This is a genomic window from Azorhizobium oxalatiphilum (genome assembly GCF_014635325.1).
Lineage (GTDB): Bacteria > Pseudomonadota > Alphaproteobacteria > Rhizobiales > Xanthobacteraceae > Azorhizobium > Azorhizobium oxalatiphilum.
In genome coordinates this window covers 1,352,790-1,370,016 of record NZ_BMCT01000001.1, presented here as the reverse complement: position 1 = coordinate 1,370,016, position 17,227 = coordinate 1,352,790, and the positions used below count along the sequence as shown (strand labels likewise).

The following is a 17,227-nucleotide window of genomic DNA, read 5'->3' as shown; positions in this document are numbered from 1 at the left end:
CTGTGCTCAGCGCAGGCGCGCGGCGGCAGGGATGGGCCAGACGTGCGCCACGCGCCCGTCGCGCACGGCGTAGATCTCGCTGTGAAGGTGGACCGTGGTGTCGGCATAGCCGACCACGAAGCGGACGCGCTCCCCCACGCGCGGGCTGGCAGACGGCTCTGACAGCTCGATCTTGGCGTGCTCGGCGGAGAAGCCCACGGTCTTCACCTCCGGCACATCAAGCGGCACGGGCGTGCCGGCATCCGTGCTCATGGCCTTCTTGCCGGCATCGGTGACGACGCGCTGCGGCGTCGGCCGGCTGGTGACGGTGGACAGCAATGTGAGCCCGTATTCCACCGGCACGTTGTAGATGGTGCGGTAGCGCACATCGCCGAAGATGCCGCCGCCGGCCTGGATTTCCGTCACGCCTTTGATGCGCGCCGAGGTCTCGAACGTGCCCGTGCCGCCGCAGCTCACGATGCGGATGTCGATGCCATTGGCCCGGCACAGCTCGGCGCTCGCCACCAGCCCGCCCACGGCGGCTTCGATGGCGGCCCGCTTCTCGGCCGGATCGTTTATGCGGGTGGTGTGGCCTTCCCAGGTCATCACGCCGGCCAGATCCAACGCCGGATGGCGGCCGATGAGGCGGGCCAGCGCCAGCACCGGTTCGCCCGGCAGAACGCCGGCCCGGAAGGTGCCGGTGTCCACCTCGATCAGCACCCGCAGCCGCACGCCCGCAGCCTCGGCCGCAGCGGCGAGTTCGGCCACGTTGTCGGGCCCGTCCACAGCGACCGCCACATCCGCCCGCGCCCGCAGGCGCATGAGGCGGGCGACCTTGATGGGGCCGACGATCTGGTTGGCGATGAGGATGTCGGCAATCCCCGCCTCCACCAGCATCTCGGCTTCCGAGAGCTTGGCGCAGGTGATGCCGATGGCCCCCGCCTCCACCAGCAGCCGCGCCACGTCCGGCGACTTGTGCGGCTTGCAGTGTGGACGCCACGCCACCCCGCCCTCGGCACACGCCGCCCGAATGCGCGCCATGTTGCGCGCCATCACGTCGAGATCGACGAGCAGGGCCGGCGTATCCACCGCATCGAGGGTGGCGCCGACAGGCGCGGAAAGGGGCGCGGCGCGCGCGTTCATGACACCGGCGCCGTGTTGCGGCAGGCAAGGAAGCCAGCCACGAGGTCGCGGGCGTCGGTCATGGTCTCAACGCCCATCACATCGCGCTCCAGCGCGCCGACGGCAGGGCCCTTCGCGCCAAAGCCCCAGGCGAGGCAGGAGCGGAACTTCTCGAACACCTCGGCCTCGGTCATGGCATCGTCGGGCGCGCCCTTCACGGCCCAGCGCTCCACCGTCAGCTCGCGGCCGTCCTTCAGGCGCACGCGGACGCGGGCCGGGGCCAGCGCAGTCTCGTCCATGTCGGTGGCGGCCACCGTGGTGAATTTGGTGGCGAAGGACACGTCCGCCGCGCGGATGCGCTCGGGCGTAAACGTGCCGATCTCCACCTTGCCGTCGGTGAGCGCGGCGGCAAAGCCGTAGGCGGCGTTGAACTGGGCATGCACCACGGGATTGGTATGGCCCTGGTTGAACGGCGCGCCGACGATCTTGCGGTTGACCTCGGAGAGCTCGATGGTGCCCTCCACGATGTCATCAGCCGTCACCCCCTGCCCCTTCAGGTCGAGGGCGAGCTGGATGGTGGTGTGCATGCAGCGGCAGCAGGGATAGGGCTTCATGGAGAGGTCGCGCACCTCCCACTTGGTGCCCCAGCCGTCGCTGACGATCTCGGTCTTCACCTCGCCGCGCTCATAGAGCTTGAACAGGCCGGCCTCGCCTTCCAGGAAGCGCCACGGGCCGGTGATGCCGTTGCCGGCCAGATGGGCGGCCAGAACGCCGGAGCGGGCGGCGAAACCCGGCCCCACGCGCTTGGCCAGCGCGCCATCGGCGATGAACTGCGTGGTGCCCGAAAGCTGGACGAAGGCGAGGCCCATGGCATTGAGCGTCTGCTCAGCATTGAGGCCAAAAATTTTCGCCACCGCCGCTGCCGCCGAAATCGACCCGAGGGCGGTGGTGGGGTGCCAGCCCTTGCCGAGCGAGTTGTAGCAGGCCAGACCCAGCCGGCAGAACAGCTCCACGCCGATGGTCACGGCGGTGATGAAATCGCGGCCGGACGTCGGCTTGCCCTTCGCTTCCATGGCGGCGAGCACCGCCGGCAGCACCACGCAGAACACATGGACGCGGGCCGGATCGTGCTGGTCGTCGAAATCGAGGCTGTGGCCGGCAGCCCCATTGGCCAGCGCCGCGGTGACGGGGTTCGCCTTGCGGCCGGTGAGCAGCAGGGTGGCCTTGCCGTCCTCCTCCCACGCGGAGAGCGCGGTGGTCAGCTCCGCCATGCCCGGCGCGCGCGCCGCCCCGCCGATCACGCCCAGCGTGTCGAGGGTGAACAGCTTGGTGATCTTCACCACGTCCGCCGGCAGATCGGCATAGGTCAGGCGCGCGATATCCTGCGCCAGGGTGCGGCCGATGCTGGGGGTCTGGGCAAGGGGAGAATTCATGGCAGCCTCAGGCGTGGATGTCGTGCCGCAGGAGTTCGGAAATCTCGCGCCGCAGTTCGAGGAACAAAGGATCGAGCTTCATGTCCTCGCGGCGCGGCCGCTCGAACGGCACCTTGATCTCGCGCAGCACGTGCGCGGGACGCTTGGAGAAGACGAGGATGCGGTCGGCCAGATAGAGCGCCTCCTCGATGCCGTGGGTCACGAACAGCACCATCTTGCGTTCGGCTTCCCAGATGCGCACCAGCTCATCCTGCAGGATGTCGCGGGTCTGCACGTCGAGCGCGCCGAAGGGCTCGTCCATCAGCAGCAGGCTGGGCCGGATGCAGAAGGCACGGGCGATGCCCACGCGCTGCTGCATGCCGCCGGAGAGCTGGTGCGGCCAGCTGTTCTCGAAGCCGCGCAACCCCACCATGTGCAGATAGTGCCGCGCCTGCTCCAGCCGCTCTGCCTTGCCGACGCCCATCACCTCGAGGCCGAAGGCGACGTTCTCCAGCGCGGTGCGCCAGGGGAAGAGATCCGCCCCCTGGAACACCATGCCGCGCCCGGACCCCGTCTTGCCGGTGATGTCCTTGCCGTCCAGCACGATGCGGCCCGTGTCTGCGGGAACAAGGCCGTTGATGATCTGGAGCAGCGTGGACTTGCCGCAGCCGGAGGGGCCGAGAAGGGCGACGAACTCGCCCTCCGCGACTTCCATCGACTGTTCGACGAGGACCGGGGTTCCGGCAAACGCCTTGGAAACGCCCGTGACGGAAAGATGCGCCATGTGATCAGGCCAGTTCCTTGATGGCCCGCTCCAGATAGGTGCGGTCGATGATCTTGTTGAGGTCGAGCGTACCCTTCAGCGCACCGGCTTCCTTGTAGACCGGGATCATCTTGGCGAACTCGTCCGCCGTCATGGTCTGCATGTCGTTCGGGAACGCCTTGATGTCGGTGGTCAGCGTCTGCCACACCGGCTTCAGCAGGCTGTCGGGGGCTTCCTTCAGGTCCTTGGAGGACGCGTACTTGCCCACCTGTTCCTTGTACCAGGCATAGTCCGTGTTGGTCTTGCGGAACGAGGTCAGGATGGCCTTCAGCACGGCCACCGCCGCTTCCTTGTTCTCGTCCTTCTTGAGCCACGTGTCAGTGGTCATCACGATGGCGCTGAACCAGTTGCCATACTCGCGCCAGGGCTTGAGCATGATCTGGTAGTTGCCCTTCTCGGCCAGCTGGGCGGCCTGCTCCACATGCATGGGCACCGCGTCCACGCGGCCGGCGATGAGCGCGCGGGCGCGATCACCGGAGGAGCCCATCTCGATGAAGTTGATCTTCTTCGGGTCGATCTTGCGCTTCAGCAGCACGCCGATGATCATCACATACATGAAGTCGCCGATAGAATTCACGGCGATGGTGCCGCCGCTGCCGGCGATCTGCTCCAGGCTCTCCACCTTGCTGGCGTTCACCACCAGCACCTGCGAGGTGTTGGAATAGGACAGGCCGATGATCTTCACGTCCGCGCCGGCTTCGGCGGCGGCGAGCGTGGAGGCGACGTCGGCGTCACCCATGTCGGCGGCGCCCGCGATCACTTCCTGCGCGATCTGCGGAATCTTCTTGGTGGGGCGCACCTCGGGCTCGCCGAAGCCCGCGATCTTCGGCAGCTCGGAGAGCAGCGCCGCCTGCATGGGCACGTTCACGGCGGCGGCGGAGGCCAGCGTGTTGATCTTCAGCACGCGGCCGGCGGCGGCGGCCGGAGAGACCGCACCCGGCATCAGGATGGACAGGCCGCCACCCGCCAGGGTGAGGCCGGCGGCGGCGCCGGTGCGCAGGAAGTTGCGCCGGTTCAGCGTCCCGAAGTTGGTCATGTCCTGTTCCCCTTTTTTTGACGGCATGATCAGTGGTTGCTTGTCTTGCTGGCGTACCAGGGCGCAGCACGGTCGGCGGCGAAGCGCATCACCGTCGTCGCGGTGATGGACACCAGCATCAGGATGACGATGAGCGCGAACAGGCCGGCCGTGGACAGATCGAGGCCGGCATCATTGAGCAGGCCACCGTAGCCGGCGGAAATGAACATCTCGGCCGTCACCATGGCGCGCAGCGCATGCACGAAGCCGACGCGCGCGGCGATCATCACATAGGGATGCAGCGCCGGCAGGATGACGAGGCGGAAACGCTGGAAGTCGCTGGCAGCGAACGAGCGGGCCACGTTGAGAAGCCGGGGCGCCACGGAGCGCGAGGCCTCCGACACCGAGGCCACCACGTACCAGACCGTGACCACGAACACGATGGCCACCGAGAACAGCAGCCCGCGCCCCATCAGGATGATGAACAGCGGCACGATGGCGGCGGCCGAGATGACGATGCACATGGTGGCCCACGGCTTCACGATGGCGTTCACCACCGCGTTGCGGCCCATGGCGATGCCAAGCGGCACGCCGATGGAGAGGGCCAGCGCGTAGCCGATCAGCATCTGCCACATCATGCGCCAGAGCGCGGCCCAGAAGGCCTTCTCCTGCAACGTGCCGACCATGGCCTTGGCGACCTGCACCGGGGTCGCCAGCAGCGTATCGCCCAGCCCCTGCCCGGCGATCTGCCAGAGCACGAGCACGATGAGGATGCCGAGCAGATTGGTGAGGCGGCGCTTCATGACGTCTTCCCCGGGCGCCACACGCAGATACGGCGTTCGATGAGCAGCAGCAGTTCCTGCAACAGCAGGCCGAGCAGGCACAGCACCACGATGATGCCGAGCACGGCGGCGCTGTCGAGCCGCACCGCGGCCTGCTTCATGATGGAGCCGAGGTTGACGGCGGCGAGGAACAGCTCGGCCGTCACCATGGCGTTGACCGCGCGCACCACGCCGATGCGCAGCGCCGTGAACAGGAAGGGCAGGCTTTCGGGGATCAGGATCAGCCGCGTGCTCTGCCAGGCCGAGGCGCCGAAGGAGCGGCCCACCGCCATCAGCTTGCGGTCCGCATTCGCTGCGCCCGTGCTCACCACGATGATCATGTCGAACACGCACATGATCACCACGAGAGAGACGCGGGCCTCGAAATAGAGCCCGGCCCAGATCATGATGAAGGGCACCCAGGCGACGCTCGGCACCGCATAGATGAGGTTCACCACCGGATCGAGCAGATCGTTGATGAAGCGCACCCGGCCCATGAGCATGCCCACCGGAATGGCGATCAGGCAGGCGATCACATAGCCCAGCACCATGTGCTGGAGCGAGCCGAACAAGGCGATGGGCAGTTCGCCGCTGAGGGTGAGCTGCCACAGGCGGGTCAGCACGCCGGTGGGCGGGGCGAGCACGAAGGTGGAATAGCCGGATGCGATCACCTGCCAGATGGCGAGACCCACGGCGATGGAGGCGACATACAGGAACCCGAAGGAGCGCTTGCCCGTGGCGGGAAGCGCCTTTCGCCGTGCTGGTGTCGCGACATCGGAATTGATCGTCATGAACCGCCGAACCTGGAAGTGTGGGGGGACTTACGCCCTCTCGGTACTTGGGATAAGATTAGTCATATAGACGACTAGCTGTCTAGTCAGCTTTTGGGAGGATCGCACGTTTGTCGGTGCCGGATTTCACGCCGCTCTATGTGCGCATCCAGCAGTTCATACGCGACGAGATCGCGTCCGGACGCCTCAGTCCCGGCGCGCGTGCGCCGTCCGAGCCGGAGCTGGCGGCGCAGTTCGCCACCACGCGGGCGACCGTGGCGCGCGCGCTTCAACAACTGGTGTTCGAGGGCGCCATCGTGCGCCGTTCCGGCAGCGGCACCTTCGTGGCACCGGCCGCCATCAGCGCGCCCATCGACCTGTCGCGGGTGCGCTCCTTCGAAGAGCAGGTGATGGCGAAGGGCGCGCAGGTGGGCTACGAGACGCTCGCCTTCGCTTCGCGCCCCGCCACGCCCGCCGAAGCGGAAACGCTGCATCTGGATGTCGGCGGCACGGTCTATGGGCTCGATCGCCTGCGCCTCGTCTCCGGCCGCCGCATGAGCCTTGAATGCCGCGTCATCCCCGATGAGCTGGGGCGGCGCATCACGCCCGAGCTGCTGGCCACCAAGTCGCTGCACGCCATTCTCGACGAGACGTTCGGCCTCAAGGTGCACCGGGTGGAGGGGCGCATCCGCGCCAGCCTCGCCAGCGCGAAGCTGGCCGAGAAGCTGGACGTGAAGCGCGGCTCCGCGCTTCTGGTGCGCGACTACATCCTGTTCAGCGCCGACCGCCGGCCGCTGGTGTGCGGAGAATCCTATTACCGCGACGACTTCCGCATCGACTATGTCGTGCAGCAGTCGCCCGGCGACGAGGAGGCTCCGCGCGGCGCTCACGCAGGCACCTCCACGCCGTAGGTGTCCTTCGCCGCCTGCCGGCTGACGTAGCCGAAAGCCACGTCGCGGGCGACTTCGGCGGGATCGCGTGCCTTCGGGTCGCCATAGCCCCCGCCGCCTGCCGCCACACAGACGATGCGCGTGCCGGGCTTCACCTCCAGCCCCGCATCGTGCACGCCGATGGGCCGCACGGTGCCATCCGCATCCCGCAGCGCATAGTCATGGCCCGGCCCGTCCGTGCCGCCGCTGGTGCCGAAGGGGGGCACGCTGACCCCCTCCCCCGAGGCGTTGAGCACGGCGGGCGCATCGCCTGCGTAACGCAGGACAAGACGCCCGCCGAGCCCGCCACGCCGGGCACCCGGCCCCCCGGTATCGGTTGCGAGCGCGTATTCCTCCACCAGCAGCGGATAGGCCACCTCGGTGCGCTCGATGCTCGGCGAGGGCGTGCCACCGGGATTATGCAGGCCACCAATATTGGCCCAGCCATCGTGATCGCGATTGCCGCCGGTGCCGCCCTTGTTGAAGAAATAGTGCCAGATGAAGGGGTTTCCGGCGCGATCCTCGCCCGACAGCGCGAAGCGGAAGCGCCGGGCGAAACCGCCGATGGCGCGGGGCGGGTCCGCCGCCTCCAGCGCCTGCAGGACGGCTTCGATGATGACGCAGGCGGTGGACGAGGTGCAGGCGCCCACGGGGGCCGGCAGCACCGGATCGATCAGGCTGCCCGAGCGGGTGCGGATCTCGATGGCGCGGGCGGAACCGTCATTGAGCCCGTCCTCATCACCACTGAAATAGAGGAAGGCCACCATCACCGCCGCGCGGGTGTTGGCATAGGGGCTGTTGATGAAGGCCTTGACCTGATCCGGCGCGCCGGTGAGGTCCACCACCGCATGGCCGTCCCTGATCTCGATGCTGACCGGCACCGGCAGCAGGCCGCCGGGAGCGTGCGCATATTCCAGATGGCTGAGGCCGGTGTGCACGCCCTCGCGACACTCTTTGAGCATGGCGCGCGTCACCGCCTCGCCGCCGTCCAGCACCGCCGCCACGCAGGCGCCGATCTCGGCCGCGCCATAGCGCTGGTAGAGGTCGCCGAGGCGGGTGACGCCGATGCGCACCGCCGCCAGCTGGGCCAGCAGGTCGCCGCGCAGGTCTTCCGGCTTGCGGCTGTTTTCCGAAACGAGACGCAGCAGATCCTCGCGCAGCTTGCCCGCCGCCACCAGTTTGGTGGGCGGAATGCGCAGGCCTTCCTGCCAGATTTCCTTCGCACCGGCGCTGTAGCCGCCCGCCGACATGCCGCCGATGTCGCCCTGATGGGCACGCAGCGCGATCCAGAGCCGGACCGTGCCCCCCTCGAAGAAGGGCATGGCCAGCGTCACGTCGGGCAGATGGCTGCCGCCCCAATAGGGGTCGTTGGCCATGAGCACGTCGCCTTCGGCCAGGTCATCGGCGAAGGCGTCCGCCATCATGCGCACGGCCAGCGGCATGGCCCCCATGTGGATGGGCACGCGCTCGGCCTGGGAGACGGTGAGGAAGTCCGCATCCAGCACCACCGCCGAAAAGTCCTGATTCTGGTTGAGGATCGGCGAGAAGCAGGTGTGGGTCATGGTCTCGACCATCTCCTCCGTCACAGCCTTCAGCTTGTGACGGACGACGGCCAGAGTGAGCGGGCTCACCCGCACGGTGTTGCGCTCCATGGTGTTGCGCTCGCTCATGCCGCACCCAGTTCGATGATGTTGCTCGCCTCAGCAGCGATGCCGGTCTCGATGACGAGGCTGCCCGCCGCATCCAGAACGGCGGCGCTGCCGGGCTCCACGAGAATGGTGGTGGAAGCGCTCTCCACGATGGCCGGCCCCGCGACGCGCATGCCCGGCGTCAGATCGTCGAACCAGTAGATGCCCGCTTCGATGAAGCGCCCGAGATAGAGTTTGCGCGTGCCCCGGAAGGCAACCTTCGGATCGGCGCCGCCCGCCTTGCCCTGCGGCAGCGAGATTTTCGGCAGCGCGCCGAAGACGGAGACGCGGCAGGTGTCGATGATGCCCGGCTCATTTTCGTGCGCGTGCTGGTAGAGGCCGCGATAGGCCTCGGTGAAAGCGTGTTCCAGCTCGACGGGATCGAGGCTCTCGCCCAGCATCACCGGGATGCCGTGCACCTGCCGGCCATAGCGGCATTCGATGCTGCGCTGGACGCGCATCTCGCTCGCACCGACGCCGGTTTCGGCCAGCAGCTTGCGGCCCTTCGCTTCCAGCTCGTCGAACAGAACGGCCAGTTCCTGTTCCGTGAGGCTGCGGATGGGGCGGCCCAGCGTCTGCTGGAGATCCTGCCTGATGTCGGCCGCGAGGAAGCCCAGAGCGGACAGCACCGAGGCCATGCGCGGGATCACCACCTTGGGGATCTGGAGTTCGCGCGCCACCTCGTTCGCGTGCAGCCCGCCCGCGCCGCCGAAGGACATCAGCGCGAAGTCGCGCGGATCCTGCCCGCGCCGCACGGTGGCAAGGCGGATGCCCTCCGTGATGCCGGAGGAGGCCAGCACATGCACCGCATAGGCCGCCTCCTCGATGGAGACGCCCAGCGGCCTGGCCACATCCTTCTCGATCACCGCCCGCGCGGCATCCACCGAGAGCGTCATGCGCCCGCCGAGGAACGTGTCCGGCGAGATGAGGCCAAGCACCAGATTGGCGTCGGTGAGGGTGGCGCGGTCGCCGCCATGGCCGAAGCAGGCCGGCCCCGGCATGGCGCCGGCGCTGAGCGGGCCGACGGCGAGAATGCCGGACGCATCCACCCGCGCCAGCGAGCCGCCGCCGATACCGATGGGGTTCACGTCGATGGCGGGAGCCGTGATGCGCAGGCCGGCGATCTCCGCCCGGCCGCTCTCCACCGGCACGCCATTGTCGATCACGCACACATCGGTGCTGGTGCCGCCGGTATCGTAGGTGACGACATTCTTCAGCCCCAGTGAGCGGGCGAACAGCGCGCCCGACATGGCCCCGCCCGCCGGCCCGGACGTCACGGCGCCGACCGCCCTTTTGGCCGCCGCCGCGATGGGCAGCACGCCGCCGGAGGACTGCATGACGAACACCGGCACCGTGATGCCGCGCGCATTCAGCTGCCCGAACAGATGGTTGAGATAGGCCTCCAGCCCTGGTCCCACATAGGCATTCACCAGCGCGGTGGAGAGGCGGTCATATTCGCCTTCCCGCGAAAGCACCTCATGGCTGAGCGAGACGAAGGGCTGCCAGCCGGTGGTCGCGCCGGCCTTTTCAATGGCGGCGCGCACGGCCAGCTCATGGTCCGGGCGCACATGGGAATGCAGGAAGGCCACCACCACGCCATCCACGCCCGCCTGCCGCAGGGTCTCGATGGCGGCTTCCACACCCGCCATGTCCAGCGCTTCCAGCAGTTCGCCGGCGGGGCCGACGCGCTCGGCCACCTCAAGGCGCAGCGGACGCTCGGCGATGGGCTCGGGCGGCGCGGTGCGCAGGCGATAGCGCTCGGCGCGTGAGCCGTCACGCAGCTCGATCAGGTCGCGAAAACCGCGCGTGGTGATGAGGCCGAGCTTCGCGCCATTGCGCTGCACGAGGATGTTGGTGGCGACCGTGGTGCCGTGGATGAACACGCCCACCTGCTTCAGCAGGTCGTCGAGGCTCTCGCCCCGCTCGGACGCCATCAGCGCCAGCGCATTGACCACGCCCTGCGAGGGATCGGCAGGCGTGGAGGGCGATTTGACGAAGTGCAGCGCGCCGGCCTCATCGGACAGCACCAGATCGGTAAAGGTGCCGCCCACATCGACGCCGATCAGCACGCCGTCCCGCTGTCCGCCCATATTTTGCTCCTGCACGCTCGATGGGCAGGATTAGGACAGCTTCCCAATGAGCGAACAATGACATTGAATGGGCTTTAGTGATGCCGGATCGGCATCACTAACTTAACTCTGGAAGCCCCGGAAAGGCCCCATGAACCTGAACGCCTTGCAGAATTTCATCGCCATCGTGGAGGCGGGCTCGATCCGCGAGGCGGCGGACAATCTGCACATCGCCCAGTCCGCGCTGAGCCGGCAGGTGCTGGCGCTGGAGCGGGAGTTCGGTGCGCCCCTGCTCTCTCGCCTTCCGCGCGGCGTGGAGCCGACGCCGGCCGGGCGCATCGTGCTGCGCCATGCCCGCCTGACGCTGGATCAGGTGCGCAGCGCCCGCGACGAGGTGTCGGCCATCGAGGGCCTGCGCGCGGGGCAGATCCGCCTCGCCGCCATCGAGCCCTTCGCCCATGTGATGCTGCCGGACTGCATCGTGCGCTTCCAGAAATCCTATCCGGACATCTCCTTCGACGTACGCGTGGGCAACACGCCGCAGGTGACGACGCTGGTGCAGGAAGGCATCGCGGAGCTGGGCATCGCCTACAACACGCCGCGCGAGGCGGGCCTCGTGCTGCGCTCCTCCTCCCGCCAGCCGCTGGTGGCGCTGGTGAGCCCCCGCCATCCGCTCGCTGACGCGGCCAGCGTGACCATGGACGACGTGGCCCGCTTCCCGGCCATCCTGCCGCCCAAGGGCTCGCCCACGCGGCTGATCATCGAGGAGGCCGCGCGCCGGGCCAACACGCCGCTGCGGCCGATCGCGCTGGAGAGCGACAGCGTGGCGCTGCGCCTGTCACTGGCGCAGCGGACGCTGGGCATCGCCATCCTCGCCCACATCTCGGGGCTGGCGGAACGCGATGCCGGGCATGTGCGCCTGCTGCCCATCACCGACGACATGCTGAGCGAGCGCCGCCTCGACCTGATCGCCGCCGAAGGCCGCACGCTGACCCGCGCCACCCGCGAGTTCGAGCGCCTGCTGCGCGGCGCCCTGCACAAGCTGGAGGCGTGAGGGCGCAACCTCAATCCTTGGAGAGCGCGGCCGCTGCCCCCATGCGCGGCCCCATCCGCCGGCGGATGGCGGACGAGATGCCGGCCAGTTCGCCGAGCAGCGGATGGCGCACCAGCAGCAGTCCGGCGATCCAGCCGCAGGCCGCCACGACAATCGCGATCACCGCCTGCCCCAGCGACAGATCGAAGGTGAAGCCGGCGAGCGCGACCGCCGCCAGCGGGCCTGCCGCCGCCATGCCGGCGAGAACGGCGCTCTTGCGCACCGCAGCCGCCAGATCCAGCCATGTCAGCCCGAGGCGGTGCCGCACGAAACCCATCGTCACCAGAGCCTTGAACGGCATGATCAGCAGTGTGCTCAGCGCGGCGCCATGCAGGCCGCCCGTGAGCACGCCCACGGTCATGAGCGCCGCCGACACCGGAACCACGATCAGGGTGCGCACGAACATGGTGCGGATGGAGCCCACCGCCACCATCACCGGATAGTTCAGCTCGAAACTGAAGGCGCAGAGCGAGGCGAGCGCGATGATCTGCACCAGCGGGGCCGCGTCGTCCCACTGGCTGCCGAGCAGCAGATCAACCAGCGGATAGGCCAGCACCGCCAGCACCAGGAGCGCCGGCCAGTGAAAGGCGGTGATCATCTCCAGGCTGCGCAGATAGGGTTGCTTCAGGTCGCCGCCCTGCCGCACCTGCGCGGCGAAGGCCGGCAGCACCACCGATATGGCGCCGCCCAGCACCACCTTGTCGGGGATCTGGCACACCATCATGCCGCGGTTGAACAAGGCTGCGGCCTGCGGCGACAGGAACCGGCCGAGCAGGAGGAAAGGCAACTGCTCATTGGCCTTGTTCAGGAAGCCGATGGCGCAATTGTAGCCGCCGAATTCCGCCAGCTCCCGCCAGTGGCGGAAGGACGGCACGAACATCCAGAAGTGCGGCTGGAGCCAGAGCGCCACGACTGCCGTGACCACGCTGGTCGCCAGCCACCCCCAGGCGAAGCTCATGTAGCTGAAGCCCGCCCAGGCCAGCCAGACGGTGGCCACCGCGCCCACCGCGACCCCCGACGCATTGACCGCCGCCACCTTGCCGAAGGCCATCTCCCGGCGCAGCAGCGCGCCGATCTGGATGCCCGCCAGATCCACGAACAGGCACGCGGCGGTCACATGCAGATAGGGCGTCAGGTTCGGCTCGCCATAAAGCTCCGCCAGCGCCGGGGCGGCGAATGCCAGCGCGGAACCGATGATCGCCGTGACCACCAGCATGGCGGTGAAGGTGGCGCGCACATCCTCGCGGCTGAGGTGCTGGCGCTGGATGAGAAAGCTGGTGCTGACGAACTCCCGCGCCGCCAGCGCGATGCCCACCACCGCCATGCCGATCACCGATATGCCGATCTCCTCCGGCGTGAGCAGGCGGGACATGGCGGCGACGGTGGCGAAATTGCACGCGAGGGCGAAATAGCGATCCCCCGTGCTGAGGAAAAGCGCGCGCTTGATGGCCATTCTTGTTCCGCCTCTCCTCATGGACGCTGGACACACCGCCAAATGGCGTAAGGGCACCACCGAAAGAGGGTGCCGGCCGGCAACCGCCTTACCGCTTCAGTTCATGGATCTGCGCGAACACCGGCATCTGCGCCCGCATCCGGTCATCGACGGGCTTGAGGCGCCGGTTGGCCCAGATCTTCCTGAGCTTGCCGGCGATCCTGTTTGCCTTCCACGCCCACCGCTCCGCGCGCGTCGAGACCCCGGCGTGGCCGGCGGGGATCGGGATCGAGGTCGGCGTGTAACGCTCGATGGCCGGATAGGGAAAGATGGAATAGAGCGGCATGCCCGTGTCCCAGAAGCGGTCCATCACCAGATCGATGGTGGTGTCCACCATGCGGCAGCATTCCGTCAGCCGCTTCGCCCCGGCGCGGGAGAGGATGTAGGCCTGCGTGCCCGCCGGCGAGGTGGAGAAGCGCACCAGCGAGCGGTCGTAGAAGAAGCCGATGCGGACCGCCGGCGCATAGTGCTTGCCGAACAGGCGCACATAATCGATGCCGCGCCGGCCGCAGAATTCGGCGAACTCGGCGACGGGGAAGTCCACATCCAGCAGCACGTCGTCTTCCAGCACCAGCAGATAGTCGCTATCGCCCTCCTCCAGAAAGGCTTTCCACACCACATAGTGGCTGGAATAGACGGCGATTTCGGAGCGGGTGAGCGGCCGGCCGAGGCGCGTGCGCGCCCGGCCCTCGTCATAGGTAAGGTCCTCGCACGCCAGCGAGGTGTGGGCGTCGAAATAGGACCATGGCAGGCCCTCTCCCGCCAGCATCTGCGACATCATCTGCCGGCGGGCGATGGCGGACGGCAGGCTGATGACCGATGCCGTCACCCGGGCCGCCTTCACCTCGGCGGGGCTCGCGCCCATATGGACATTCATGCGCAATCCTCTCGACAGCTCCACGGGTCCACCGGCGATCAGGCTGTTCCCCTGACCAGCATCCTGGCGAAGGCATAGCTGGCGATCTCCGGAAACTGCGGGCCCAGCGAGACACGGCAGGTGCGGGCGAGAATATCCAGGCTGCGCGGGCAGGTATCCTCCGAATACTCGATCTCGCGCTGCGCCCAGTCATAGGGGTTCAGCCGGTCGTTATGGGTGCGGCGGGTCATCACCGGAATCCAGTTGGTATAGACATGGCGGCCCGTATCGATCAGCCGCTCGACACCGCGCCGCTTGCTGGCGAAGCTCTTGGCCTCCGCCGCGCGATCGAAGACGATGGTGAGCCCGGCGCCGTCCTCCGGATCATTGTGGGGCGACACCCGGAAGGCCTTGGAGCGCGAGAGCACGTCGGCCATGATCTTTCGGCGCTTCTTCATGCGCCGGACCCACGGATCCAGGCGCGGCAACTGCGCATGCAGAATGGCCCCCGTCACTTCGGACACGCGAAAGTTCACGCCCGCGAAATAGGGCTCGTTGCTGTTCAGTTCGTGGTTGCGCGTATAGCTGCCCACGTCGTGATACATGAGCGCGCGGGAGAAGATGCGGTCGTCGCTCGTCACCACCGCGCCGCCCTCGCCGGAATTGAGGTTCTTGTACTGGTTGAAGCTGAAGGCGCCCACATCGCCGATGGAGCCGACCCGCCGCCCCTTGTAGCTCAGGCCCACGCCCTGGCAGGCATCCTCGATCAGCAGCAGATTGTGCTTCTTCGCGATGGCGCTGATGGCGTCCATGTCGCAGACGAGGTTGAGCATGTGCACCGGCAGGATGGCCCTGGTGTAAGGCGTGATCTTCCGCTCGATGTCCTGCGGGTCCATCATCAGCGTCTCGTCGATCTCCACCAGCACCGGCACGGCGCCCGCCGCCAGCACGGCGGCGGCGGTGGCGACCCAGGTGTAGGCCGGGACCAGCACCTCGTCGCCCGGCCCGATCCCCGCCCCCACCAGCGCCGCGATGAGCGCGCTTGTGCCGCTGTTCACCGTCAGGCTGTGCCGCACGCCGATCTTGGCACTCAGCTCCTTCTCGAACCGCGTCGTGAAGCCGTTCTCGCCGCCGCGATAGCGCAGCAGCTGGCCTTTGATGAGCACCTGATTGACGGCAACGATTTCCCTCACCCCCACGCGCGGCATCGCATTCTCTCCCTCTGGGCCAGTGGCCGGCATCGCCTCGAAGCACGGGCTTTTCCGGCAGGCAAAGGACCGCGCCGGCAGGCAGGTGCCGTCTTCATCTGGTGCGGGATGAAGCGCCGCAACAAGCCGCAAAAGAGACTTCCCCCCTCGGGCAAAGGTCTTGTCCCATCGCCATAAGGGTTAGCCCTCCCCCTTTGCGTGCCCCGCCTCCCCCAGAATGGACGTTTAAGGCCTACCCCCGCGCCCCTTTTCACTGACGCAACGTCAGCTACGGTCGCAGCGCAAAGCATCACAGCGACGGGGGATCGCAATTCATGCTCATGGAAGACATGCGCCGGCTGGCGGCCGGCACCACGCTCGAGGCGGACCTTGCCATCGTGGGCACCGGGCCGGCGGGACTGTCGATCGCGCGGGCCTTCTTCGGCACCGATGTGCGCGTGGTGCTGCTGGAGAGCGGCGGGGTGGGCGAGGCGCCGGAGGTGGCCCCCTCCGAGACGTTCGAGAATGCCGGAGCGCCCCGCTTCATGAACCCGCGCCGGGTGCGCAATCGCTGCGTCGGCGGCAGCTCGCAGACCTGGAGCGGCCGCTGCCGCACCTTCGACGCCATCGACTTCGAACCCCGCTCATGGGTGCCCCATTCCGGCTGGCCGATCTCGAAGGAGGACCTCGCGCCCTATGAGGAGCGGGCGGCGGAAGCCATGCATCTCGGGCCCAACATCTATGACGGCCGGCTCTGGCCCTTGCTCGGCCACGGGGAGCCCGGCATCGCGCCCGCGCCCGATCTGCTGGAGCCGTGCTTCTGGCAGTTCTCGCGCGATCCCGGCCAGCCGGCGGAATTCCTGCGTTTCGGGCCTCAGTTCCTCGGCCTGCGCGCGGACAATGTGCGCGTTCTCACCAACGCCACCGTCACCCATATCGACACAGACGAGAGTGGCCGGATCACGTCTCTGGAACTCGCCTCGGCGCCCGGCCACGTCTGCCGCCTCAGGCCGAAGATCGCCGTTCTGGCGGCGGGCGGCATCGAGAATACCCGGCTCCTGCTCCTGTCCAACCGGCAGCGACCGGCCGGGCTCGGCAATGGCAACGACCTGGTGGGCCGCTATCTGATGGACCATCCCCGGACCACGGTGGGCGAATTCACGGGACCTGCCGTGGAGGCCATCCAGACACGGCTCGGCCTCTACCAGTTCCGGCAGGCGGGCAAGGCGAGCTTCTACGCCCCCGGCGTCCGGCTCAGCCCGGAGCTGCAACGCAAGGAGCAGATGCTCAACTGCGCCGCCTATCTCTCGGAAGACCGATCCGCCGATGATCCGTGGGACGCCATCAACCGCCTGCGCTCGGGCCAGTCCGAAAACCGCGCGAAGGATATGATGCGCGCCATGTCCAGTCCCGGCCGGCTGCTGGAAGGCCTTTACCAGCGGCAGGTGAACGGCCGCAACGTGTCGCACAAGCTCGACCGGCTGGTGGTCGATTGCCTTGTGGAACAGGTGCCCGATCCCGACAGCCGCCTCACGCTGTCGGAGAAGACGGATGAGCTGGGGCAGCCCCTGCCGCGCATTTTCTGGAAGGTGTCGGAGCTGGAGAAGCGCTCCGTCGCCACGCTGGCCAGAACTTTCGCGCGCGAGTTCGCACGGCTCGGCCTGAAGCCGCCCGCGTTGCAGGAGTGGATCGCACGGGACCGGCCGCAGGACGCCGTCTTCACGGACGCTGCCCATCCCACGGGAACGACCCGGATGTCGCATGATCCGAAGACGGGCGTCGTCGATGCCGATTGCCGCCTGCATGAGGCGCGCGGCCTCTACATCACCGGCAGCTCGGTCTTTCCCACCGCCTCCCATGCCAATCCGACCCTGATGATCGTGGCGATGGCGCTCCGGCTTGCGGACCTGATCAAGCAGCGGCATTTCGGGCTGACCTGCTGACCGGCATCCGCCCGCGCGATACGCGCCG

At 67.9% G+C, this 17,227-nt stretch carries 14 protein-coding genes; 3 read left to right on the top strand and 11 right to left on the bottom strand.

All coding sequences use genetic code 11. From position 1 onward, the window contains the following. Positions 1–6: 6 nt before the first annotated feature. Genes IEW24_RS06150 through IEW24_RS06125 form a run of 6 tightly spaced genes read right to left on the bottom strand, consistent with a single transcriptional unit; the run spans position 7 to position 5,963 of the window. Positions 7–1,122, bottom strand: a complete 1,116-nt coding sequence (locus IEW24_RS06150) for a DSD1 family PLP-dependent enzyme (protein ID WP_188576372.1) — start codon at positions 1,120–1,122, stop codon at positions 7–9. Further along, positions 1,119–2,534 (bottom strand): MmgE/PrpD family protein, encoded by a 1,416-nt coding sequence (locus tag IEW24_RS06145; protein WP_188576370.1) that lies wholly within the window; start codon positions 2,532–2,534, stop codon positions 1,119–1,121. The genes IEW24_RS06150 and IEW24_RS06145 overlap by 4 nt, the downstream gene beginning before the upstream one ends. A 7-nt stretch (positions 2,535–2,541) precedes the next feature. Further along, positions 2,542–3,297 (bottom strand): ABC transporter ATP-binding protein, encoded by a 756-nt coding sequence (locus tag IEW24_RS06140; RefSeq protein ID WP_188576369.1) that lies wholly within the window; start codon positions 3,295–3,297, stop codon positions 2,542–2,544. A gap of 4 nt (positions 3,298–3,301) precedes the next feature. Next, complete coding sequence (locus tag IEW24_RS06135; protein ID WP_188576368.1) at positions 3,302–4,372, bottom strand: ABC transporter substrate-binding protein; 1,071 nt, start codon at positions 4,370–4,372, stop codon at positions 3,302–3,304. Between the two features lie 29 nt (positions 4,373–4,401). After that, a complete protein-coding gene (locus tag IEW24_RS06130; protein ID WP_188576367.1) occupies positions 4,402–5,154 on the bottom strand; it encodes an ABC transporter permease in 753 nt (250 codons plus the stop codon). Continuing rightward, the gene (locus IEW24_RS06125) at positions 5,151–5,963 is read right to left on the bottom strand and encodes an ABC transporter permease (RefSeq protein WP_188576366.1); all 813 of its coding nucleotides are present in this window, start codon (positions 5,961–5,963) and stop codon (positions 5,151–5,153) included. Before IEW24_RS06125 ends, IEW24_RS06130 begins: the two co-directional genes overlap by 4 nt. 116 nt (positions 5,964–6,079) lie before the next feature. Between IEW24_RS06125 and IEW24_RS06120 the strand changes: the two genes are divergently transcribed. Beyond that, positions 6,080–6,853 carry a GntR family transcriptional regulator gene (locus IEW24_RS06120; RefSeq protein ID WP_244644247.1) on the top strand — a complete coding sequence of 258 codons (774 nt, stop codon included), beginning with the start codon at positions 6,080–6,082 and terminating at the stop codon, positions 6,851–6,853. On the opposite strand, the gene IEW24_RS06115 is transcribed toward IEW24_RS06120, so the two are convergent. Both IEW24_RS06115 and IEW24_RS06110 read right to left on the bottom strand, forming a co-directional pair. Then, a complete protein-coding gene (locus tag IEW24_RS06115; RefSeq protein ID WP_188576364.1) occupies positions 6,829–8,541 on the bottom strand; it encodes a hydantoinase B/oxoprolinase family protein in 1,713 nt (570 codons plus the stop codon). The genes IEW24_RS06120 and IEW24_RS06115 overlap by 25 nt on opposite strands. After that, positions 8,538–10,649 (bottom strand): hydantoinase/oxoprolinase family protein, encoded by a 2,112-nt coding sequence (locus IEW24_RS06110; protein ID WP_188576362.1) that lies wholly within the window; start codon positions 10,647–10,649, stop codon positions 8,538–8,540. The genes IEW24_RS06115 and IEW24_RS06110 overlap by 4 nt, the downstream gene beginning before the upstream one ends. 130 nt (positions 10,650–10,779) lie before the next feature. Between IEW24_RS06110 and IEW24_RS06105 the strand changes: the two genes are divergently transcribed. Beyond that, positions 10,780–11,682 (top strand): LysR family transcriptional regulator, encoded by a 903-nt coding sequence (locus IEW24_RS06105; protein WP_188576360.1) that lies wholly within the window; start codon positions 10,780–10,782, stop codon positions 11,680–11,682. Between the two features lie 10 nt (positions 11,683–11,692). On the opposite strand, the gene IEW24_RS06100 is transcribed toward IEW24_RS06105, so the two are convergent. The 3 genes from IEW24_RS06100 to IEW24_RS06090 all read right to left on the bottom strand — a co-directional run bounded on the left by IEW24_RS06100 (position 11,693) and on the right by IEW24_RS06090 (position 15,277). Continuing rightward, on the bottom strand, positions 11,693–13,174 hold the full coding sequence (locus IEW24_RS06100) for an oligosaccharide flippase family protein (RefSeq protein WP_244644179.1): 1,482 nt from the start codon (positions 13,172–13,174) through the stop codon (positions 11,693–11,695). Between the two features lie 88 nt (positions 13,175–13,262). Continuing rightward, positions 13,263–14,090, bottom strand: coding sequence for a glycosyltransferase family 25 protein (locus tag IEW24_RS06095; protein WP_244644178.1), 828 nt, complete (start codon positions 14,088–14,090; stop codon positions 13,263–13,265). 38 nt (positions 14,091–14,128) lie between these two features. Then, on the bottom strand, positions 14,129–15,277 hold the full coding sequence (locus tag IEW24_RS06090) for a DegT/DnrJ/EryC1/StrS family aminotransferase (RefSeq protein ID WP_188576356.1): 1,149 nt from the start codon (positions 15,275–15,277) through the stop codon (positions 14,129–14,131). Positions 15,278–15,591: 314 nt separating this feature from the next. Here IEW24_RS06090 and IEW24_RS06085 point away from each other — a divergent pair, with 314 nt between their 5' ends. Then, on the top strand, positions 15,592–17,199 hold the full coding sequence (locus tag IEW24_RS06085; protein WP_188576354.1) for a GMC oxidoreductase: 1,608 nt from the start codon (positions 15,592–15,594) through the stop codon (positions 17,197–17,199). The last annotated feature ends 28 nt before the right edge of the window (positions 17,200–17,227 follow it).